The following is a 20,942-nucleotide window of genomic DNA, read 5'->3' as shown; positions in this document are numbered from 1 at the left end:
AATCATCGACGAAACACCGACGAAACCAAACATCCGCGCACACTCGACCCAGCCTAGTGAAGGAGCAGCAGATGCGCATCGGTGTCCCCGCGGAAGTCAAGAACCACGAGTACCGGGTCGCCCTGACGCCGTCCGGTGCCCACGAGCTGACCGGTCGCGGTCACGAGGTCTCGGTGCAGCGCGGGGCCGGTGTCGGCTCGTCGATCACCGACGAGGAGTACCTCGCCGCCGGTGCCAAGCTGGTCGAGACGGCCGAGGAGGCCTGGGACCGCGACCTGGTGCTCAAGGTCAAGGAGCCCGTCGCCGAGGAGTACGACCGGATGCGGCCGGGCCAGACGCTGTTCACCTACCTCCACCTCGCCGCGGACCCCACGCTGACCGCGGAGCTGCTGGAGCGCGAGATCACGGCCATCGCCTACGAGACCGTGCAGACCGCCGACCGCGCGCTGCCGCTGCTCGCCCCGATGTCCGAGGTCGCGGGCCGGCTGGCCCCCCAGGTCGGCGCGCACACGCTGATGAAGGCCCAGGGCGGCCGCGGCGTGCTCATGGGTGGCGTCCCCGGTGTGCACCCGGCCAAGGTCGTCGTCATCGGCGCCGGCGTCTCCGGCATGAACGCCGCCGCCATCGCCGTCGGCATGGGCGCCGACGTCACCGTCCTGGACAAGGACGTCGACAAGCTCCGCGCCGCCGACCGCCTCTACCGCGGCGCCCTGCGCACGGTGACCTCCAACTCGCTCGAGCTCGAGCGCGCCGTGCTCGAGGCCGACCTGGTCATCGGGGCCGTGCTGGTCCCGGGCGCCAAGGCCCCGACCCTGGTCAGCAACGAGCTGGTCAGCCGGATGAAGCCGGGCTCGGTGCTCGTCGACATCTCCATCGACCAGGGCGGCTGCTTCGAGGACTCGCGGCCCACCACCCACGCCGACCCGACGTACGCCGTGCACGGCTCGGTCTTCTACTGCGTGGCCAACATGCCCGGCGCCGTGGCCCACACCTCGACGTACGCCCTGACCAACGTGACCCTGCCGTACGCCGTGGCGCTCGCCGGCCACGGCTGGGAGCAGGCGCTGCGCGCCGACCGGTCGCTGGCCCTCGGCCTCAACACCCACGCCGGCCGCCTGACCAACGCGCCCGTCGGCGAGGCGCTGGGCCTCGAGTCCGTCAGCGTGGAGTCCGTGCTCGCCTGAGCCCGACGGCTCAGGACCGGCCCGGCTGCATGCCGAGCCGGGCGAGCGGCTCCACCAGCTCGCGCTCCTCGTAGGACAGGTGCGACAGCAGCGTGTCCGCGAGCAGGTCGACGGCCGCCCGCAGGTCCTCGATGCCCTCGGCGCCCGGGGCGGCCACCAGCGCGACCAGCGCCTGGTCGACCCCCTCCAGGACCTCGTGGATGACCAGGTGCTCCTCCGCCAGCCGGTCGACCACCGGGGCCAGGCGGGGGTCGGAGCGCCGCAGGTGCGGCAGCATCGACTGGTCCTCCAGGGTGTGGTGGGTGGTGACCACCCGGCAGAAGGACTCGCAGTAGGTGCCGAGGGTCCAGTTGTTCTGCCGCAGCGTCATCGTCTGCAGGTGGCTGCGCGCCGCGGCGACGCCGAGCGCGCCCGCCGCGACCTGCTCGACCAGGTCCTGCACCTGGGCCAGCTCGCCACGCAGGTGGTCGTGGACGTCCACGAGGTGCTGCCCGGTGGCCTGGTCGTGCGGCGTGTAGTCGCGGTCCGGGTCGGGCGCGGGGCCGACCGGCCGGGTGCCCTCGTCCCAGACCCGTCGCGGGCTGCGACGCGCGCCGTCGTCGGGCGTGGGCCGCACCGCCAGGCGCGACCGCGCGACCCCGGCCCGCGCGACCGCGGCCCTCGCCGGGGCGGCCGGGGCGGCCGGGGCAGCCGGGGCGGCTGGGGCGGACCGCTCGGCCTCGACGAGCTCCCGGACGGCCGGTGCCACCTCGCCGGCGAAGCGGCGCAGGTCGTCGGGGTCGTCGGAGCCCAGCACGAAGGTGCTGGTGCCGTGCTCCAGGGCGAGGCCGGCGAGCACCTCGACCCACTGCTCGACAGGCCCCTCCAGGGGCGCGCTTCCCGGGGTGCCGGTGAAGCGGCCGGTGACGTTGAGCAGCCGGCGGACCGCCGCGGGCGAGCGCCCGGCGGCCCGTGCCGCGTCGTCGATCCGGGCGTTGCCGGCGGCGAGGTCGCCCTCGGCCAGGTAGCCCAGCGAGGGCAGCCAGCCGTCGGCCACCCGGCCGGTCAGCTCGAGCATCCGCGGCTTGTAGGCGCCCAGCCAGATGCCGACGTCGTGGGCCGGTGCGGGACCGCGCTTGGCGCCGACCACCCGGTGCACTTCGCCGTCGACGCGGACGCCGCCGCGCGCGCCGGTGTCCCACGACTGCCGCAGCACCTCGATGGCCTCGCCGAGCGCGACCACGGCCTGCCGGGGCGCGAGCCGGTGGCCGCCCATCGCCTCGATGGCGTCCCAGAAGGCGCCGGCTCCCAGGCCCAGCTCGACGCGGCCACCGCTGAGCAGGTCGAGCGCGGCGACGCTGCGGGCCAGCACGGCGGGCGGGCGCAGCGGCAGGTTGACGACGTTGGGGGCGAGCGAGACCGTCCGGGTGCGGGCCGCGACGAAGCCCATCAGGGTCCAGGTGTCGAGGAACGCCGGCTGGTAGGGGTGGTCCTGGAAGGTCACCAGGTCGAGCCCCACCTGCTCGCACAGCTGGGCCAGCGCCACGGTGCGGTCGGGGTGGGCCGCCGACGGCGTGAGGAAGGAGCCGAACTGCAGGGCGTGGCCGTGGTCGGTCACGACGTCCCTCCCGTCAGGCCCCGCAGCAGGGGTGGCAGAGCCCGGTGGTGGTCGGTGACGGTCTCCCACGCGGCGGCGAGGCCGAGCAGAGCCTCGTCGTCACGAGGACGGCCGATCACCTGCAGGCCCATCGGCAGGCCGTCGGCCGAGAAGCCGGCGGGCAGCGCCAGGACGGGCGCGCCGACGAGGGTGCCGAGGGCACAGACCTCCATCCAGCGGTGGTAGGACGACATGGCCCGGCCGGCCACCTCGCGCGGCCAGTCGAGCGCGGCGTCGAAGGGCATCACCTGCGCCGTGGGCAGCACCAGGTGGTCGACGTCGTCGAACAGGGACAGCACCGCGCGGTAGAGGTCGCTGCGCAGCCGCGAGGAGGCCATCACCGCGGCCGCCGACAGCGGCGGCTGGCCGTCGTGGCCGAGCAGCCCCTCGACCTCGTAGCGGGCCTCGGGCTTCATGCGCGCCCGCAGCGCCGGGACGGCGTGCACCGGTTCGAGGGCCGAGCCGGCGAGCAGGTGGCGCCACGGCAGCCAGGCCGACCAGAGGTCGTCGGGCCCGCGGAAGCGTCCGTGGGCGGGCAGCGCGCGGGGGAGCACCTCCATGCCGAGGTCCTCGAAGCCGTGCAGGGCCCGCTCGCAGACGCGCATCACCTCGGGCTCCACCGGCAGGTAGCCGCCCAGGTCGCCCAGCCAGCCGACGCGCTGCCCCGTCAGGTCCGGGGCGACCAGCTCCGCGAGGTCACCCCGCGGCCCCCTCGCGGGGCCGGTGCTGAGCGGGTCGCGCACGTCGGGCCCGGCCAGGGTGCCGAAGAGCGCGGCCAGGTCGGCGGCCGTGCGGGCGACCGGACCGTCGACGCCGCCCTGGGAGAGCCACAGCTCGTCGCCGACGTGGGGGACCCGGCCGAGGGACGGCCGCAGGCCGTAGACGTTGTTCCACCCGGTCGGGTTGCGCAGCGAGCCGAAGAAGTCGCTGCCGTCGGCCACCGGCAGCATCCGCAGCGCCACGGCGACCGCCGCCCCGCCGCTGCTGCCGCCGGCGGTGCGCGACTGGTCCCAGGCGTTGAGGGTCGTGCCGAAGACCGCGTTGTAGGTGTGCGAGCCCAGCCCGAACTCCGGCGTGTTGGTCTTGCCGACCACGATCGCTCCGACCGCCCGCATCCGGGCCGCGACCAGCGAGTCGTGCGCGGCGGGCGGGGCGTCGCGGAAGAACCCGCGGCTGGTGGGCAGGCCCCGGACGTCGTTGAGGTCCTTGACCGCGACCGGGAGGCCGTGGAGCCAGCCGCGGTGCTCGCCGCGGGCGAGCTCGGTGTCGGCCTGCGCCGCCTCGGCGAGCAGCACCTCGCTCGGGCGTCGGCTGACGACGGCGTTGACGAGCGGGTCGAGGGCGTCGATCCGCTCGAGGTGGTCGGCCACCACCTCGACGCACGACACCTCCCGGCGACCGACGGCTCCCGACAGCGACGTGGCCGAGAGGTCGGCCAGGCTCACGGCTGGGTCCCGGTGGTGTCCTCCTCGTCCGCGGACGGCGGCTCGACGAGCAGCGCCAGGCCCTCGTGGGGCGCCAGCGTCACGCTGAAGGCCATCAGGTCGTCGACCAGGCCCATCTCCATGCCGTCGGCCAGGTCGGTGACCTGGGAGCCCGGGACGAGGTGCTTGGAGCGCACGGTGCCCTGGACCTCGTCGGAGGAGAAGTTGAGCACCGTCACCTCGTGGTTGCCGTCGGCCAGCAGGTGCACCATCACGAGCATGCCGCGGTGGGAGACCGGCGGCACGTCGACCTGGGTCGCGGTCGCCACCCCGGAGGCGTCGCGGACCGCGAGGATGGTCCGCAGCTCCCGGGCGAAGGACCCCGGCTGCCGGAGCTGGTCTGGCAGCGGGCCGTAGAGGCTGCGGCCGCGGGGCATGCCGGTGAAGGAGTCGTTCTCGCCGTAGGCCATCAGGTCGTACGCCGCCCGGTGGATCCACCGGGTGTCGCCCCCGCGCAGCAGCCCGCGCACCTGCTCGCGCGGCAGCGGCAGCATCCCGCACAGGTCCCAGCCGGAGAGCGCGAAGACGCCCGGCTGCCAGGCGTTGAACATCGCCAGCAGCAGGTGGGCCTGCTTGATCTCCTCGACGCAGTCGTCGTCGATGTCGTCGAGGTCGGTGATGCCCAGCGACGCGGCGATCACGCTGGCGGTGGTGGAGGCGATGCCGTTGGTGGTGAAGACCGCGTTGTACGGCGCCGCCTCCCCGGTCAGCCGCGCGACCAGGTCGGCACGGATGGTCTCGGCGAGGTCGCCGCCCAGCACGGTCTCGCCGCGGAAGGCGTACTCCTCGTCCTTGTGGCGGGTCGCGAAGTGCACCAGCTCGTAGGTCAGCTCGTCGTGGTTCTGCAGCGCGTGCACCAGCCCGATCGGCGGCACGCCCAGCTCGAGGGAGGCGTTGAGCGTCAGCCGCAGGAACTCGGTGTCCTGCACGGCCAGCGCGTGGTGGTACGCCGGACGGTTGACGAAGTCGTAGGACAGGTCCGCCCCGGCGACCGACGTCTCGCGGATGTCGTCGATGGTGAGGTTGAGCTCCTGGAAGGTGAAGCCGCCGACCTTGCGGACCATGCTCGCGATCAGGTGGTTGGCCGCCTCGGAGAGCGGGTGTCCCTCGGACCACGCGGGCAGGCCCTCGGAGCCGATCTCCACGCCGAGGAAGCCGTTGGCGTCCAGCCGCAGCGCGCCCGAGCCGAGGTCGCCCAGGGAGTGCAGCGCGTCGCCGAAGACCAGCCGCATGCCCGCGAAGGACGGGTCCAGCCAGTTGATGGAGGGCTGGCCCTCCTTGAAGTAGTGCAGGTAGACCCAGCGGCGCTCGATGCCGTCGGGCCCGACCACGGCGGCGGTCGCCGACCAGTTGGTGTCCTTGACGCCGGGGTCGTAGAAGATGACCCGCTGCAGCTGGCCGATGATGTAGCCCGCCTTGGCCAGCCGGTCCTCGGTCTCGGCGTCGAGGTTGACCGAGTCGGCGCCCTCGGGCACCTCCGGCAGCAGGGGCCAGTCCTCGGGCTCGATCATCACCATGTGGTAGATGCCGGGGTAGTCCTCGACCGCCATCTCGGCCAGCCGGAAGTCGGCGCCCTTGCCGGTGTGGCCCGGCACGATGTCGTCGATGATGGTGCCGCCGTGCTCGGAGGCGACCTCGCACATCGTGCGGAAGTCCTCCTCGGTGCCGAAGGCCGAGTCGATCTGCGTGCTGATCCGGTCGAAGTGGCCGTCGACGCTCGGGGTCGGCTGCCAGCCGGTGAGGCCACCGGCCCGCTTGACCGGGCCGGTGTGGAGGGCGTCGATCCCGATCTCCTCGAAGGCCGTCCACAGCGCGGGGTCGGCCAGGGTGCCGAGGAAGGACGTGCCCGGCTTGGTCAGCATCGACAGCGGGTAGGCGGTGAACCACACGCCCGCGGTGCGGATGGCCTCGCGCGGGTCGGGCGTGGCGAAGGGCCGCTGCCACATGCTGCCGCGACCGGAGAACTGCCCGGCGATGGTGTTGGCGTCGCGCAGCATCGAGGAGCGCTGCAGCCACGCGACGTAGAACGGGTTGGTGCCGACGGCCTCGCCGGTCCGGTCCTCGCCCTGGGTGGGGCTGCCCTGGGGTCGCAGCCGGGCGCGCGGCTTGAGGGAGCGGGGGCGGGCGGGGAAGAACTGCTCGGAGTAGGTGATCTCCGATGCCTCGTGCTCGACGGTCTCGTCACCGGTCGTCTGGTCGGGCTCGTCGGACGGGTCGGTCGCGGGGACGTGGTCGGCCATGCCGGCCATGCTTCCACGCCCGACCGACCGCGCGTGAGGTGTCCGGGGGCGAGCGGCTCAGCGGTACGCCGGCGCCCGGGCCTCGCGCCCGGCCGCCGTCGTGGCCAGCAGCGGCAGCAGCCGCGGCTCGATGAGGGTCGAGAGCACCATCACGCTGGTCGAGCGGACCACCGAGGTGCTGCGGTTGAGGTCGAGCAGCACCCCCTGGAGCCCGGCGTGCGAGGCGGCGGCGATGCGGCACAGCACGTCGGAGGTGCCGGTGGTCACGAACGCCTCGACCACGCCCGGGATGGCCAGCAGCTCGTCGCGGACGGTGTCGAGCGCCCCCTGGGCGATCTCGAGGCTGACGAAGGCCGCGACGTCGAACCCGGCGGCCGCGGCGGACAGCTCGGGCGACCAGCCGCGGATCACGCCGGCCTCGCCCAGGCGGCGCAACCGGCCCTGCACCGTGGCGCGGGCGACCGAGAGCAGCCGCGACAGCTCGAGGTCGCCGACCCGCGGGTGGTCGGCCAGCGCCTGGAGCAGGGCGAGGTCGAGGGAGTCGAGCGCGGGGGCGGCGGGGGTGCTCACCCGCCCAGGGTAGTCAAGTTGCCCACTCCGAGAGCGGTTTCGCGCGCCAGATGTGGCAACCGGACCAGGGAGGGCTGCACCGGTTGCCGACCCCCGCCCCCGGGTCCAGCATCGGGGGCATGACCCTCGAGCAGACCCTGACCGACGAGGAGCGCCTCGCCGACCTCGACCTCGCCACGCTCCAGCAGCTGGTCGGCCTCGTGGAGCACGACGCCTCGCGCGACCCCTTCCCCGTGGTCGGCTGGGACGCCGTGGTCTGGGCGGTCGGCAACGCCACCCAGACGGCCCACTTCTTCACCTCGGCGCTCGGCATGGAGCTGGTCGCCTACTCCGGCCCCGAGACCGGCAACCGCGACCACCACTCGTTCGTGCTGCGCAGCGGCGGCGTGCGGTTCGTCGTCAACGGCGGGGTCGACCCCGACAGCGCCGTCATCGCCCACCACGCCCGCCACGGCGACGGCGTCACCGACGTCGCGCTCGAGGTCGTCGACGTCGACCGCTGCGTCGCGCACGCCCGGGCCCAGGGCGCCACGGTCCTCGAGGAGCCCCACGACGTCACCGACGCGCACGGCACGGTCCGCCGCGCGGCCCTGGCGGCGTACGGCGAGACCCGCCACACCCTCGTCGACCGCAGCCGCTACGACGGGCCCTACCTGCCGGGGTACGTCGCCCGGAGCTCGTCCTTCGTCCGCCGCGCGGGCGCGCCCCGCCGGCTGTTCCAGGCGCTGGACCACGTCGTCGGCAACGTCGAGCTCGGCCACATGGACGAGTGGGTCGGCTTCTACAACCGCGTCATGGGCTTCACCAACATGGCGGAGTTCATCGGCGACGACATCGCCACCGACTACTCCGCGCTGATGAGCAAGGTCGTGGCCAGCGGCAACCACCGCGTGAAGTTCCCGCTCAACGAGCCGGCGGTGGCGCAGCGCAAGAGCCAGATCGACGAGTACCTCGAGTTCTACCGCGGCCCCGGCGCCCAGCACCTCGCCCTGGCCACCAACGACATCCTCGCCACGGTCGACGCGATGCGGGCCGAGGGCGTGGAGTTCCTCGACACCCCGGACTCCTACTACGAGGACGCCGAGCTGCGGGCTCGGATCGGGCAGGTCCGGGTGCCGATCGAGGAGCTCCAGCGGCGCGGCATCCTGGTCGACCGGGACGAGGACGGCTACCTGCTCCAGATCTTCACCAAGCCCGTCGGCGACCGGCCCACGGTGTTCTTCGAGCTGATCGAGCGCCACGGCTCCCTGGGCTTCGGCAAGGGCAACTTCAAGGCTCTCTTCGAGGCCATCGAGCGCGAGCAGGAGCGGCGCGGCAACTTCTGACCCCTCGAGACGGTCGCCAGGGCGACCTCCTCGGGGAGCGGACTGGCTTCGGTCCCTGAGGAGGGCCCACCCCCCTCGGTCCCTGAGGAGGGCCGTCAGGCCCGTCTCGAAGGGTCAGGCCCGTCGTACGATCGCCCGCGTGACCGACACCCCCGGCACCAGCCGCGCGACCGAGCCCGGCACCGACCCGCAGGCACCCGAGTGGTGGCGCTCCGGGGTGGTCTACCAGGTGTGGCCGCGCAGCTTCGCCGACTCCGACGGCGACGGCGTCGGTGACCTCGGCGGGGTGATCTCGAAGCTCGACCACCTCGAGCGGCTCGGCGTCGACGCGGTGTGGCTGAGCCCGGTCCACGCCTCGCCGATGGTCGACAACGGCTACGACATCAGCGACTACCAGGACGTCGCGCCGGAGTTCGGCACGCTGGCCCAGCTCGACGAGCTGGTCGCGCAGGCGCACGCGCGCGGCATCCGGGTCGTGATGGACCTGGTGGTCAACCACACCAGCGACCAGCACGCGTGGTTCCGCGAGTCCCGGTCCTCGGTCGAGAGCCCCTACCGCGACTTCTACTGGTGGCGCCCGCCGCGCGAGGGCCACGTCGGCGGGGAGCCCGGCGCGGAGCCGACCAACTGGGAGTCCTTCTTCTCCGGGTCGACCTGGCAGTGGGACGAGGCCACCGGCGCCTACTACCTGCACCTGTTCGCGCCCGAGCAGCCGGACCTCAGCTGGGAGAACCCCGCGGTCCGGCAGGCGGTCCACGCGATGATGCGCTGGTGGCTCGACCGCGGCATCGACGGCTTCCGCATGGACGTGGTCAACCTGATCAGCAAGCGCGTCGTGCCCGGCACCCCGGGGCTGGCGGACGCCCCGGTGCCGCCCGGCGCGCCGCCGGGGTCGTACGCCGCCCCCGGCGACGAGACCTTCAACGGCCCCCGGATCCACGAGCTCCTCGCCGAGATGCACCGCGAGGTGTTCGCGGGCCGTGACGCCGGCCTGGTGACGGTGGGCGAGATGCCCGGCACCACGATCGAGCACGGCCGGCTCTACACCGACCCGGCGCGGGCCGAGGTCGACATGATCTTCACCTTCGAGCACGTCGACCTCGACTCCGGCCCGGGCGGCAAGTGGGACCTGCGTCCGCTCGAGCTGCCCCGCCTCAAGGCGACCCTCGACCGCTGGCAGCAGGGCCTGGCCGACGTCGGCTGGAACAGCCTCTACTGGAGCAACCACGACCAGCCGCGGCCGGTCAGCCGCTTCGGCGACGACTCGCCGCAGCACCGGGTCCGCTCGGCGACCGCGCTCGCGACGGTGCTGCAGCTGCACCGCGGGACGGCGTACGTCTACCAGGGCGAGGAGCTCGGCATGACCAACGCGCCCTTCGCCACGATCGACGACTTCGACGACCTGGAGTCGGTCAACCACTACCGCGAGCGGGTGGCCCGCGGCGACGACCCCGAGCAGCTGCTGGCCGCGCTGCGGGTCAAGAGCCGCGACAACGCCCGCACGCCGGTGCAGTGGACCGCCGGTCGCCACGCCGGGTTCACCACCGGCGAGCCCTGGCTGGCCGTCAACCCCAACCACGTCGAGGTCAACGCCGAGAGCCAGTACGACGACCCCGCCTCGGTCTTCTCCCACTACCGCCGGCTGATCGCGCTGCGACACGACGAGCCCGTGGTCGCCCGGGGCGACTTCACCCTGCTGCTGCCCGAGCACGAGCGGTTGTGGGCCTTCACCCGCCGGGCCGACGGCGTCACCCTCACGGTGCTGGCCCACCTGTCCGACGGCGAGCTCGACCCGGTCGCCGAGGGCGTCGTGGCCTCGCCCGGCGCCGAGGTGGTGCTGACCAACGAGGGGACGGCCGCGTCGGCGTACGCCCCGCTCGGGCCGTGGGCCGCGCGCGTGCTCCGCTCGCAGGACTGACCGACGCGGTCGTGCCCCCCGACGCGCCGGAGCGCGTCGTGGGGCCCACGACTCAGGCGTTCTGGCGGCGCAGCTCCTCGACGACCTGGGTCAGGCCCTCGTCGTTGACGCGCTTGAGCTCGGAGAGGACCTGGTCGAGGAGCTCGTTGGTGCGGACCAGCTGGTCCTGGAGGGCTCCGATGCCGGAGAGGGCGTTGAGCACGGGGGACTCCTGCGAGGTCGGTGAACGGATGTGCACCGAGTCTGCCAGAGGGGCGCCGGGCGCGACTAGGCTGCGCGGGTGATCCGGCACCTGGCGCGTGGGACCCGACGATGAGGGCGGTGCGCTACACGGCGTACGCCGAGCCGCCGGAGGTGGTCGACGTCCCGGAGCCCACCTGCCCGCCCGACGGGGTGGTGGTCCGGGTCGAGGCGACCGGGGTCTGCCGCTCGGACTGGCACGCCTGGAAGGGCCACGACCCCGTGCCGCTGCCGATGGTGCCGGGACACGAGCTGGCCGGCGCGGTCTCGGAGGTCGGGCCCGAGGTGGTCGGCTGGTCGGTCGGCGACCGGGTGACGGTGCCGTTCGTGGTCGGCTGCGGGCGGTGCGGCTGGTGCCGCGACGGGGAGTCCCAGGTCTGCCCCGACCAGCAGCAGCCCGGCTTCACCTACGACGGGTCGTGGGCCGAGCTGGTGGTGGTGCCCCGGGCCGCGGCCAACCTGGTGCGGCTGCCCGACGCGGTCGACGCGGTGACGGCCGCGACCCTGGGCTGCCGCTATGCCACCGCCTTCCGCGCGCTCCACACCCACGGGCGGGTGCGCCCCGACCAGTGGGTCGCCGTGCACGGGTGCGGCGGCGTCGGCCTGTCGGCCGTCCAGATCGCGCGGGCGCTGGGGGCGCACGTCGTGGCCGTGGACCCGGGCGCCGACGCCCGGGCGCTGGCCGCCGAGCTCGGCGCCCACGTGGTGGTGGACCCCTCGACCGTGCGCGACCCGGCGGCCCACGTCCGCGACGTCACGGGCGGCGGCGTCCACGTCTCGCTCGACGCGGTCGGCTCGCCGGCGGCCGCGTCCGCCTCGGTGGCGGGCCTGCGGCCGCGCGGGCGGCACGTGCAGGTGGGGCTGCTGCTCGGCGAGGCGGCCCGCTCGGCGATCCCGATGGACCTCGTCGTGGCCCGCGAGCTCGAGGTGCTGGGCTCCCACGGCATGCCGGCCGCGGGCTACCCGGCGATGCTCGACCTGATCGCGCTCGGCACCCTCGACCCGCGCCGGCTGGTGCGCCGGGTGGTCGACCTGGCCGAGGGCCCGGCGGAGCTCGCCGCCCTCGACGACCCCTCGGCCGCGGTCGGAATCACCGTGCTGCGTCCCTGACCCCTCGAGACGGTCGCCACCCTTCGAGACGGTCGCCGGGGCGACCTCCTCAGGGACCGATGACCCACCTCGGTCCCTGAGGAGGGCCGCCAGGCCCGTCTCGAAGGGCCGGGCCCGTCTCGAAGGGCCACGCCCGTCTCGAAGGGCCAGGCCGTCAGCGCGGGGCGACGAGGAGCGGCTGGGCCACGACCGCGACCAGCCCCGCCCGGTCGGCCAGGGTGGCCTGGGCCAGGCCGCGGCCGTGGGGGCCGATGGTGCTGTGGGCGTCGAACCACAGCCACTCGTCCTGCGGCGCGCGGAGCACCGTGACCGAGAGCGTCGGCGGGATGAACAGCCACTCGGCCAGCGGCAGCTCGCCCGAGAGGCCGTTGGCCGAGTCGGCGACCACCAGCATCCGGGCGATCGGCGAGGTGGGCTCGCCCTCGACGAGCGGGATCCGCAGCCGGGTCCAGAGCGAGGCCGGGCCGGGGGCGGCGTACCCACCGGTGACGAAGCGCCAGTCGACGGCCCGGCCGTAGCCCCACTCGGGCGAGGTGCCGGGGAAGAACTCCTGCGGCTGCTCGTCGGGCAGCGGCGGCAGGTCGAGCGGCGCGGCGGCGTGCTCCTGGGTCGAGCCGGGGGGCTGCCGGATCCGCCAGGCGGTGGCGCTGACCGCGACCCGGTCGTCGACGTGGAGCCGCGCCTCGACCAGCTCGACGCGCTTGCCGGGCCGGGTGACGTCGACCTCGGTGCGCATCCGGCCCTGGGGTATGCCCCCGAGCATGTCCACCGTGATCCGCGCGATCGGGAAGTCCGGCTCGTCGGGCCGGGTCGCCTCGATCGCGGTCGCCAGCAGGGCCGCGGGCGGTCCGCCGTGCTGCAGCGACTCGTCCCACGGGCTCGCGGTGGCCGGCGTCGAGTCGTAGGTGTCCTCGTCGACGCGGGTGTAGAAGGCGGGCTCGCTCATGGGGTCCTCTCGCGGCGCCGCGGGTGGTGCTGGGGCGGCGCGGGGTCGGTCGGTGGTGGACGGGGCGGTTCGGGGTACTCGGGGACGGACGTCAGTCGTCGCCGGGGTGGTCCCGGCACTCCCGGGCCGAGTCTGGCACCGGAGGCTTGGAGGTGGTCCGGTGAGTGGACTCGTGGTGCACGTGGAGCCGCGCTCGGTGATCGCGGTGCTCGGCCTGGCCGCCGACGCCGTGCGCGAGCTCTCCCGCCCGGCCCGACGGTGGGCCTTCAGGCGTTAATTCGGACATTCGGCACGCAAACCGGACGAATCTTCCGCATACTCGGCGAGTGAACACGGCCGGACGTCAGGTGCTGCGCACCGCAGCCTGGGCTGCCCTCTACCTGGTCGCGGGGCTGATCGGCCGCGCGACCATCATCGACGGCCACTCGCTGGCCCTGGTGTGGCCGGCCGCCGGCGTGGGGGCGCTGTGGCTGCTGACCAGCCACCGGCCCTGGCTCGCCGTCGACGTCGTCGTGCTCGCGACGACGGTGTACGCCGTCAACGCGGTCACCGGGGCGACCCCGGCCCTGGCCGCCCTGTTCGTGGTCACCAACCTGCTGCAGGTCGTCGTCTTCGTCACCGTGATGCGCCGCGCCCGCCCGGACATGGTCGGCTTCGGTGGTCCCGCGGCCCCCGGCTCCCTGACCGACCTCGGCGCGCTCATCGGAGCAGCCCTGCTGTCGTGCCTGCTGGCCGCCGGCCTGGGCCAGGTCGGCCTCGCCTGGTTCGTCGACGGGAGCACCTGGGCGGGCTTCCTCGTCTGGTGGGGGCGCAACACCAGCGGGCTGCTCGTCGTGGGCGTGCTCGGCCTGCTGCTCCAGGCCCAGCTCCAGGGTGCGACCGGTGCCGGCGACGTGGCCCGCCGCCTGGCCGCGCTGGTGTGGCCCGGGCGGCGCCAGGCCGCGGAGGCCGCCCTGCTCAGCGCCCTGTCGGCCGTGCTCCTGCTGCTCGTCTTCGCCCGTGCCGAGGCGGCCCCGATCGGGTTCCTGCTGCTGTTCACCAGCGTCCTGGCCGGGGTCCGGCTGTCGCCGTGCGGCGTGGTGCTGCACGGCTTCGCCGCCGGCTCGGGCGCCATCTACTTCACCCTGCAGGGCCTGGGCCCGTTCGCCGCTGTCTCCGGCATCGCCGACCGCGCGCTGGTGGCCCAGGTGTTCGTCGCGATGACGGTGGTCACCGGCCTGGTGCTGTGCTTCAGCCGGGCCGAGCGCAACCAGGCGATGGCCGACCTGCAGGCGCTCCAGGCCGAGACCGCCGACCGCGCGCGCCTGTTCGGCGCGGTCCTCGAGCACATGCGCGAGGGCATCACGGTGGTCGACGGCGAGGGCCGCGTGCTGCTGCGCAACCCCGCGGGACGTCGCCTGACCGGGCTCGAGGACGGCGACGTCGTCGGCCTGGACCCCGACGGCGCCCGCTGGGGGCTGGCCCACCCGGACGGCACGCCCGTCGCCGCCCGCGACCTGCCCGTGACCCGCGCCCTGGCGGGCGAGGAGGTGCTGGCGGACTACAGGTTCACCGCGCCCGGGGCGACCGAGCCGGTGACGCTCGAGGTCACCGCGTCGCAGCTGCCCCGCGCCAGCGAGGAAGAGCCGGTCCGCGCGATCGTCAGCTTCCGCGACGTCACCGCGGCCCGGCACGACCGCGACGCCCTGGCGTCGTTCGCCGGCGTCGTCGCCCACGACCTGAAGCGGCCCCTGACCGTCATCAACGGCTGGTCGGAGGCGCTCGCGGAGGACTTCGGGATCGGCCCGGTGGACCCCCAGGCGGGACTGCGGACGCTCGGGCGGATCACCGGCGCGGCCCGGCAGATGGGCAGCTTCATCGACGACCTGCTCTCGTACACGGTCGTCCGCGACGCCCCCGTGCTGCGGGTCGACGTCGACCTCTCCAAGGCCGCCGAGGAGTCGGCCGCGGTCTTCCGCGAGCGCGAGAGCCGGCCCCAGGTCTACGTCCAGACCGGCCTGCACGCCACGGCCGACCCCGTGATGGTGCGCCAGATCCTCGACAACCTCATCGGCAACGCCACCAAGTACGTCGCCCCCGGCGTCCGGCCGCGGGTCCAGGTGCGCGGCCGCGAGGACGCCGAGTGGACCGTGCTCAGCGTGACCGACAACGGCATCGGCGTGCCCGTGGAGCACCGCGAGAAGGTCTTCGCCAGCTTCCACCGCGCCCACGGCGAGAACTACCGCGGCACCGGCCTCGGCCTGGCCATCGTGCGCCGTGCGGTCGAGCGCTGCGGTGGCAGCGTGGTGCTGCGCGAGAACCCGAGCGGCGGCAGCATCTTCGAGGTGCGGCTGCCCGCCGCCGTCCCCGCCGTGCTCCCGCTGCACCCCGGCGCCGAGCCCCTCGGCGCGCCGGTCGGGACGCGGGGACGTGACGTGGCCCACGTCGGCCCGGCCCCCGCACCGGTGGTCGCGGCCGCCCGGGAGGGGTAGCCTCCGGCGCACCGAGCCGGAAGGGGTGGAGCGTGGCTGCGACCGAGCACGGCGACACCGTCGTCCCCGTCTTCTTCCTGTCCGACAGCACCGGCATCAGCGCCGAGACCATGGGCAACGCCCTGCTGCTGCAGTTCCCGGACGTCATCTTCGACCGCACGCTGATCCCCTTCATCTCCACCGTCGAGGACGCGCGACGGGTGGTCGAGCAGGTCGACGCGGCGATGGACGGTCCCGTCACGCCGCTGGTGTTCACCACCGCCGCCGAGGACGCCGTGCGGCGCGAGCTGGCCAAGACCCGCGCCCCGATGATCGACTTCTTCGACCTCCACATGGGCCGGGTCGAGGAGCTGCTGGGCCGGCGGGGTGCCCGTCAGGCGCTGCGGCTGCACGGCGTCGGCGACATCAAGCGCTACAACAACCGGATGGCGGCCGTCGAGTTCACCATCGAGCACGACGACGGCCAGAGCGTGCGGATGCTCGAGAAGGCCGACGTCATCCTGCTGGCGCCGTCGCGGTGCGGCAAGACGCCGACCAGCATGTACCTCGCCCTCCAGCACGGCCTGTTCGTGGCCAACTACCCGCTGGTCGAGGAGGACCTCGAGTCCTCCGACCTGCCCGGGCCGGTGCGCGCCCACGTGGACCGCTGCTTCGGCCTGGTCACCACCGTCGACCGGCTGGCCCGGGTCCGCGCCGAGCGCCGGCCCTCCTCGCGCTACTCCTCGGCCGAGCAGTGCCGCTGGGAGCTGCGCCGCGCCGCCCAGCTCTTCGACGCCCACCGGGTGCCCTCGATCGACTCGTCGGCCCGCTCGGTCGAGGAGATCTCGACCGTCATCGTCCAGCAGCTCGCCCGCCGCACCAGACCCGCACCGACGCCCAGGAGGCAGTCATGACCGACCAGAGCGAGAGCCGGACCCGGAACCCCGACGTGCGGTGGTTCTCCGAGCTGGGCATGGACGACCTCGACCAGGTCGGCGGCAAGAACGCCTCGCTCGGCGAGATGGTCTCCCACCTCTCCGACCTCGGCGTGAGCGTCCCCGACGGCTTCGCGACCACCTCCGACGCCTTCGTGCGGTTCCTCGAGCACGACGACCTGGCCGGGAGGATCGACCGGCGCATGGAGGGGCTCGACACCGACGACACCCGTGCGCTGGCCGAGGCCGGGCGCGAGATCCGCGGCTGGATCAACGAGCAGGACTTCCCCGAGCAGCTCGAGGCGCAGGTGCGCGAGGCCTACGAGACGCTCGCGGGCCAGGCCGGCGACGAGGCGTCCTTCGCGGTCCGCTCGTCCGCCACGGCCGAGGACCTGCCGGACGCGTCCTTCGCCGGGCAGCAGGAGACCTTCCTCAACGTGCGCGGCATCGACGCGGTGCTGCAGTCGGTGCGCGAGGTCTACGCCTCGCTCTACAACGACCGCGCCATCAGCTACCGCGTCCACCACGGCTTCGCCCACGCCGACGTCGGGATCTCGGCGGGCGTGCAGAAGATGGTGCGCTCCGACATCGGGTCCTCGGGCGTCATGTTCACCATGGACACCGAGTCGGGCTTCCGCGACGCCGTCTTCATCACCTCCGCCTTCGGTCTCGGCGAGGGGGTCGTGCAGGGCGCGGTCAACCCCGACGAGTGGTACGTCTACAAGCCCGCCCTGCGCGCCGGCCGACCCGCCGTGCTCAAGCGCGGCGTCGGCGGCAAGGCCACCAAGATGGTCTACACCGACGACCCGGGCGTGGGGCGCACCACCGAGTTCGTCGACGTCGACCCGTCGGACAGCGCGCGGCTGAGCCTCACCGACGCCGAGGTCGAGGAGCTGGCCCGCCACGCGGTCACCATCGAGGAGCACTACGGCCGCCCGATGGACATCGAGTGGGGCAAGGACGGCGTCGACGGCGGGCTCTACATCCTCCAGGCGCGGCCCGAGACCGTGCAGTCGCGCAGCACCGGCACCCTCGAGCGCTACAAGATCGACGCCCAGGTGACCCGCGGCGCCGACGTCGTCGTCGAGGGGCGCGCCATCGGCCAGAAGATCGGTGCCGGAGCGGTCCGCGTGATGAGCTCGATCGACCAGATGCACGAGTTCGTGCCCGGCGAGGTGCTCGTCGCCGACATGACCGACCCCGACTGGGAGCCGATCATGAAGCGCGCCTCGGCGATCGTCACCAACCGCGGCGGCCGCACCTGCCACGCCGCGATCATCGCCCGCGAGCTCGGCATCCCGGCGGTCGTCGGCACCCGCACCGGCACCAAGGAGCTCGGCGACGGCCGCGAGGTCACCGTCTCGTGCGCCGAGGGCGACACCGGCCTGGTCTACGACGGCGTCCTCGACTTCGACGTCGAGACCACCGAGCTCGACTCGATGCCCGACATCCCGGTCAAGATCATGATGAACGTCGGCACCCCCGAGCAGGCCTTCGGCTTCTCCCGGCTGCCGAACAAGGGCGTGGGCCTGGCCCGGCTGGAGTTCATCATCAACCGCCAGATCGGCATCCACCCCAAGGCCCTGCTCGAGCTCGAGGCCGGTGGCGAGGACCTGCCGGCGGAGCTGCGCGACGAGGTCACCGAGCTGATCGCGGCGTACGACTCGCCCCGGGAGTTCTTCGTCCAGCGGGTCGCCGAGGGCGTCTCGATGATCGCAGCGGCGTTCGCGCCCGAGCCGGTGATCGTGCGGATGAGCGACTTCAAGTCCAACGAGTACGCCAACCTGGTCGGCGGCACCCGCTACGAGCCCGACGAGGAGAACCCGATGATCGGCTACCGCGGCGCGTCGCGGTACCTCTCGGAGGAGTTCGCCGACTGCTTCGAGATGGAGTGCGCCGCGCTGCGCCACGTGCGCGACGAGATGGGCCTGACCAACGTCAAGATCATGATCCCGTTCGTGCGGACCGTGACCGAGGCGGAGGGCGTCATCAGCCTGCTGCGCGAGCACGGCCTCGAGCGCGGCAAGAACGACCTCCAGGTCGTGATGATGTGCGAGGTGCCCTCCAACGCCGTCATCCCCGAGCAGTTCCTCGAGCACTTCGACGGCTTCTCCATCGGCTCCAACGACCTCACCCAGCTGACCCTGGGCGTCGACCGCGACTCCTCGCTCGTCGCGAGCTCCTTCGACGAGCGCGACCCGGCCGTCAAGGTGCTGCTGGAGCGGGCGATCAAGGCCTGCCGCGACCTCGACAAGTACGTCGGCATCTGCGGCCAGGGACCCTCCGACCACCCCGACCTCGCGGAGTGGCTGGTCGACCAGGGCATCGAGTCGATGTCGCTGAACCCCGACACCGTCGTGGACACCTGGCTCAAGATCGGCAAGCACGTCGCCCAGCGCTGACCCTTCGAGACGGTCGCCGGGGCGACCTCCTCGGGGACCGACCTCGGTCCTCGGGCCCTGAGGACACCCCCTCGGTCCCTGAGGAAGGACGGAGTCCTGTCTCGAAGGGCCGCGGACCGGGACGGAGTCCTGTCGCGAACGCGCCCGGGTGGCCCGTGGTCCGGTCTGGCACGCTTCTGCTCGTGAGCACGCAGCCGGTCGCGGCCGTCATCTGGGACATGGACGGGACCCTGGTCGACTCGGCCACGGTCGTGCCGGACGCCTTCATCGAGACCGTGCAGCGCCTCGGCGGGCCGACGCTGACCCGCGACCAGGTGGTCGCCCACTACGACGCCGGTGCGCCCCACGAGATGATCGGCCTCATGGTCGGTCGCGAGGCCCGGGTCGAGGACGGCGAGCTCTACCACCGGGTGCTGGCCGACCTGAGCCACACCGTCCGGGTGCACGACGGCATCGCCGAGGTGCTCGGCGAGCTGGGCCGGCGCGGCGTGCCGCTGGCCGTCTTCACCGGCAACAGCGTCGAGGCGGCGGGCCTCCTGCTCGGCGCGACCGGCCTGCGCGACCACTTCGACGTGGTGGTCGGCGGCAACGAGGTCGCGCGGCCCAAGCCGGCGCCCGACGGGGTGCTCGAGGCCGCCTCGCGGCTGGGCGTCGACGCCGCGGCGTGCGTCTACGTCGGTGACTCCCCGCTCGACGTCGGGGCTGCCCGGGACGCGGGCGCCACGCCGGTCGCCGCGGGCTGGGGCCACCTCTTCGACGCCGGCGCGGCCGTCACGGCGGCCGCGACCCCCGCGGAGCTGCTCGACCTGCTCCGGGACCGCCCGGTCGCCTGACCCGTGGCCACCGAGCGCCGAGGTCGGCGGGACGCTCAGAGCAGGACGGTGGTCTCCCACTCCTCCTGGAAGGACACCAGCCGGTCCCACTCGGCGAGCACGGGCAGGTACGCCGCCCACCACCGGTCGTACGCCGTCCCGCTCGTCGCCGCGGCCAGCGCCTCGCGGCTCGACCAGCGCTGCAGCGCCACCACCGTGCCGTCCTCGTCGGCCTCGAGCCCGAGCACCACCTGGTCGGACAGCCGGGCGTAGTGGGGCACCACCCGCTCGGCGACCAGCCGGGCGACCTGGTCGGTGGTGACCCCGTCGTGCAGCCGCCACCGCTTGTGGAGCACCACCGGGCGACGGCCCACGACGGCTAGCCCAGGACCCGGTCGACGGCGGCGTTGCGGAACGTGCCGGTGGGGTCGACCCGGGCCGCCAGGGCGCGGAAGTCGTCGAGCCGGGGGTAGAGGGACAGGTCGAGGCGGTCGAAGACCTTGCCCCAGTGCGGGCGGGCGGCGTGGGGCTCGAGGGCACCCTCGACGTGGCGGGCCATGGCGAGCACGGCCGCGGGGTCGTTCTTCCAGGTGAAGTGGAGGGCGACCGTCTCGCGGCCCTGGGCCGGGGACAGCCACAGGTCGTCGGCGCCGATCGCGCGGATCTCGGTGACGGCGAGCAGCGCCTCCAGCTCACCGCCGAGCCGGGCCGCCAGGTCGGTGACGGCGCGCAGCGCGGGGACCGCCTCGTCGGCCGGCACGAACCACTCGGTCTGGATCTCGTCGCCGAAGCTGGGCTGCCGGTCGCCGCGGAAGTGCGGCAGCCGCTCCGACCAGGGGCCGGGGGCGCCGCGCAGGGTGAGGTGGTCCTCGCCGGGCAGCAGCCGGAACGGCGCGTCGGCGGCCATCGGCGGCGTGCCGCCGGTCCAGCCGGGCGCCACGGCCTCGGGGGCGACGCGCGACTTGACCAGCACCTCGGCCGGGTCGGTGTCGTTCCAGCGGCCGAAGATGCTCACGCTGTACGCCGAGCCCAGCACCTCGGGCGCCTGCTCGACGACCTCGCTCCAGCGCAGGTGGTCGAAGAGGTCCTGGGCCACCAGGTACGTCGGCTCCACGTCGAGGTCGAGCTCGACGATCGCCCCGAGGGCCCCCATGGCCACGACGGAGCCGTCGAAGTCCGGCTCGCCGCGGCGCACGTCGCGCAGCTCGCCGTCGGGACCGATGAACCGCAGCCGGCGCACGCCCGCGCCCAGGATCCGGTTGCCCGCGCCCGAGCCGTGGGTGCCGGTCGAGGTCGCGCCGGCCACCGAGATGTGGGGCAGCGATCCCATGTTGGCCAGGGCGAACCCGGCGTCCTCGAGGTACGCCGCGAGCACGCGGTACGGCGTGCCGCCCGCGACCGTCACGCACCCGGCCTCGCGGTCGAGCGACGGCGTCGCGGTCACGCCGGTCAGGTCGAGCAGCGTGCCCTCGGTGTCGCACAGGGCGTTGAACGAGTGGCGGGTGCCGAGCAGGCGCACCCGGTGCGACTCGGCCACCACCTGCTGCGCGTGCTCGATCGAGGTGGCGCGGACGAAGCGGCCGGCGGAGTACGTGTGGTTGCCGGCCCAGTTCTGCCCGGCCGCGGAATCGGTCACGGCTGCAGGATGTCAGACCACCCGCAGCCGGTCAGGACGGCGCCGCTCACGACG

General features: G+C 73.8%; 16 protein-coding genes. 8 read left to right on the top strand and 8 right to left on the bottom strand.

What is annotated here, in order from left to right; translation table 11 throughout:
• Window positions 1–71: 71 nt before the first annotated feature.
• Complete coding sequence (gene ald / locus BLU55_RS13725) at window positions 72–1,184, top strand: alanine dehydrogenase (protein WP_091733932.1); 1,113 nt, start codon at window positions 72–74, stop codon at window positions 1,182–1,184.
• 10 nt (window positions 1,185–1,194) lie between these two features.
• On the opposite strand, the gene BLU55_RS13720 is transcribed toward ald, so the two are convergent.
• The 4 genes from BLU55_RS13720 to BLU55_RS13705 are packed head-to-tail and all read right to left on the bottom strand — an operon-like array spanning window position 1,195 to window position 7,114.
• A complete protein-coding gene (locus BLU55_RS13720) occupies window positions 1,195–2,781 on the bottom strand; it encodes an LLM class flavin-dependent oxidoreductase (protein WP_091730705.1) in 1,587 nt (528 codons plus the stop codon).
• Window positions 2,778–4,265 (bottom strand): amidase, encoded by a 1,488-nt coding sequence (locus BLU55_RS13715; protein WP_091730702.1) that lies wholly within the window; start codon window positions 4,263–4,265, stop codon window positions 2,778–2,780. The genes BLU55_RS13720 and BLU55_RS13715 overlap by 4 nt, the downstream gene beginning before the upstream one ends.
• Window positions 4,262–6,544 (bottom strand): maltose alpha-D-glucosyltransferase, encoded by a 2,283-nt coding sequence (gene treS / locus BLU55_RS13710; RefSeq protein WP_091733930.1) that lies wholly within the window; start codon window positions 6,542–6,544, stop codon window positions 4,262–4,264. Before treS ends, BLU55_RS13715 begins: the two co-directional genes overlap by 4 nt.
• Before the next feature lie 57 nt (window positions 6,545–6,601).
• The gene (locus tag BLU55_RS13705) at window positions 6,602–7,114 is read right to left on the bottom strand and encodes an Lrp/AsnC family transcriptional regulator (RefSeq protein ID WP_091730698.1); all 513 of its coding nucleotides are present in this window, start codon (window positions 7,112–7,114) and stop codon (window positions 6,602–6,604) included.
• 119 nt (window positions 7,115–7,233) lie between these two features.
• On the opposite strand from BLU55_RS13705, the gene hppD reads away from it, so the two are divergent.
• Window positions 7,234–8,439: a 4-hydroxyphenylpyruvate dioxygenase gene (gene hppD / locus BLU55_RS13700; RefSeq protein WP_091730696.1), complete on the top strand. Its 1,206-nt coding sequence runs from the start codon at window positions 7,234–7,236 to the stop codon at window positions 8,437–8,439.
• Between the two features lie 139 nt (window positions 8,440–8,578).
• Window positions 8,579–10,357, top strand: coding sequence for an alpha-glucosidase (locus BLU55_RS13695; protein ID WP_091730693.1), 1,779 nt, complete (start codon window positions 8,579–8,581; stop codon window positions 10,355–10,357).
• A gap of 52 nt (window positions 10,358–10,409) precedes the next feature.
• Here BLU55_RS13695 and BLU55_RS19515 read toward each other — a convergent pair whose 3' ends face one another.
• On the bottom strand, window positions 10,410–10,559 hold the full coding sequence (locus tag BLU55_RS19515) for a hypothetical protein (RefSeq protein WP_157682861.1): 150 nt from the start codon (window positions 10,557–10,559) through the stop codon (window positions 10,410–10,412).
• A gap of 110 nt (window positions 10,560–10,669) precedes the next feature.
• Here BLU55_RS19515 and BLU55_RS13690 point away from each other — a divergent pair, with 110 nt between their 5' ends.
• Window positions 10,670–11,707 (top strand): zinc-dependent alcohol dehydrogenase family protein, encoded by a 1,038-nt coding sequence (locus BLU55_RS13690; protein WP_091730691.1) that lies wholly within the window; start codon window positions 10,670–10,672, stop codon window positions 11,705–11,707.
• A gap of 154 nt (window positions 11,708–11,861) precedes the next feature.
• Here the strand turns inward: BLU55_RS13690 and BLU55_RS13685 are convergent, their stop codons facing one another.
• On the bottom strand, window positions 11,862–12,653 hold the full coding sequence (locus tag BLU55_RS13685) for a thioesterase family protein (protein ID WP_091730688.1): 792 nt from the start codon (window positions 12,651–12,653) through the stop codon (window positions 11,862–11,864).
• A gap of 326 nt (window positions 12,654–12,979) precedes the next feature.
• On the opposite strand from BLU55_RS13685, the gene BLU55_RS13680 reads away from it, so the two are divergent.
• The 4 genes from BLU55_RS13680 to BLU55_RS13665 all read left to right on the top strand — a co-directional run bounded on the left by BLU55_RS13680 (window position 12,980) and on the right by BLU55_RS13665 (window position 19,273).
• Entirely contained in the window at window positions 12,980–15,124 is a 2,145-nt protein-coding gene (locus tag BLU55_RS13680) for an ATP-binding protein (RefSeq protein ID WP_091730685.1), read from the top strand.
• 32 nt (window positions 15,125–15,156) lie between these two features.
• Window positions 15,157–16,017: a pyruvate, water dikinase regulatory protein gene (locus BLU55_RS13675; protein ID WP_091730682.1), complete on the top strand. Its 861-nt coding sequence runs from the start codon at window positions 15,157–15,159 to the stop codon at window positions 16,015–16,017.
• A complete protein-coding gene (ppsA, locus tag BLU55_RS13670; RefSeq protein WP_091730679.1) occupies window positions 16,014–18,440 on the top strand; it encodes a phosphoenolpyruvate synthase in 2,427 nt (808 codons plus the stop codon). Before BLU55_RS13675 ends, ppsA begins: the two co-directional genes overlap by 4 nt.
• Window positions 18,441–18,622: 182 nt before the next feature.
• Window positions 18,623–19,273, top strand: a complete 651-nt coding sequence (locus tag BLU55_RS13665; RefSeq protein ID WP_091730677.1) for an HAD family hydrolase — start codon at window positions 18,623–18,625, stop codon at window positions 19,271–19,273.
• A gap of 35 nt (window positions 19,274–19,308) precedes the next feature.
• Here BLU55_RS13665 and BLU55_RS13660 read toward each other — a convergent pair whose 3' ends face one another.
• Window positions 19,309–19,626, bottom strand: a complete 318-nt coding sequence (locus BLU55_RS13660) for a hypothetical protein (RefSeq protein ID WP_091730674.1) — start codon at window positions 19,624–19,626, stop codon at window positions 19,309–19,311.
• 5 nt (window positions 19,627–19,631) lie between these two features.
• Window positions 19,632–20,888, bottom strand: coding sequence for an FAD-binding protein (locus BLU55_RS13655; RefSeq protein ID WP_091730671.1), 1,257 nt, complete (start codon window positions 20,886–20,888; stop codon window positions 19,632–19,634).
• Between the last annotated feature and the right edge of the window lie 54 nt (window positions 20,889–20,942).

The sequence above is a fragment of the Nocardioides scoriae genome (assembly GCF_900104965.1).
GTDB lineage: Bacteria > Actinomycetota > Actinomycetes > Propionibacteriales > Nocardioidaceae > Marmoricola > Marmoricola scoriae.
The sequence above is the reverse complement of the archived record's forward strand: the minus strand, read 5'-3'. Positions and strand labels throughout refer to the sequence as shown.